The organism is Roseovarius halophilus (ex Wu et al. 2025), assembly GCF_047086965.1.
In genome coordinates this window covers 1-980 of the sequence record NZ_JBKOTX010000506.1, presented here as the reverse complement: position 1 = coordinate 980, position 980 = coordinate 1, and the positions used below count along the sequence as shown (strand labels likewise).

Annotated in this window: 1 protein-coding gene; it reads left to right on the top strand. The window is 65.7% G+C overall.

Features of this window, described 5'->3' with window-relative positions; translation table 11 throughout:
• Nucleotides 1-980, top strand: a 980-nt coding sequence (locus ACH107_RS33165) for an adenosylhomocysteinase (RefSeq protein ID WP_412509836.1), incomplete at both ends; no start/stop codon positions are given.

The following is a 980-nucleotide window of genomic DNA, read 5'->3' as shown; positions in this document are numbered from 1 at the left end:
GCCTTCGGGCGTCGCGAGCTTGCGATCGCGGAGACGGAGATGCCGGGTCTGATGGCCAGCCGTGAGGAGTTCGGGGCCTCCAAGCCGCTCAAGGGCGCGCGGATCGTTGGCTCGTTGCACATGACGATCCAGACGGCGGTTCTGATCGAGACGCTGGTCGAACTTGGCGCGGATGTGCGCTGGGCCTCGTGCAACATCTTTTCCACGCAGGATCACGCCGCCGCCGCGATCGCCGCGGGCGGCACGCCGGTCTTCGCGGTCAAGGGCCAGACCCTGGAAGAGCACTGGGATTACCTCGACCGCTCGTTCCAGTTCGCCGAGGGCCCCAACATGATCCTCGACGATGGCGGGGATGCCACGCTCTACGTGCTGCTGGGCGCGCGCGCCGAAGCCGGCGAGGAGATCATCCCGGTGCCGCAGTCCGAGGAGGAAGAGGTCGTCAAGGCGCAGATCCACAAGCGCATGGCGGAAAGCCCCGGCTGGTTCACCCGCACCCGCGACGCCATCAAGGGCGTCTCGGAAGAGACGACGACCGGCGTGCACCGGCTTTATGACCTGCACAAGAAGGGCGAACTGCCCTTCCCGGCGATCAACGTGAACGATTCTGTCACCAAGTCGAAGTTCGACAACAAGTACGGCTGCAAGGAAAGCCTGGTCGACGGCATCCGCCGGGCCACCGACACGATGATGGCCGGCAAGGTCGCCGTGGTCATGGGCTACGGCGATGTCGGCAAGGGCTCGGCGGCGTCCCTGGCCGGCGCGGGCGCCCGGGTGAAGGTGACCGAGGTCGACCCAATCTGCGCGCTGCAGGCGGCGATGGACGGCTTCGAGGTGACGACGCTCGAGGATGTGGTCGACAGCGCCGATATCTTCATCACCACCACCGGCAATCGCGACGTGATCCGCATCGAGCACATGCGCGCGATGAAGGACATGGCCATCGTCGGCAACATCGGCCATTTCGACAACGAGATCCAGGT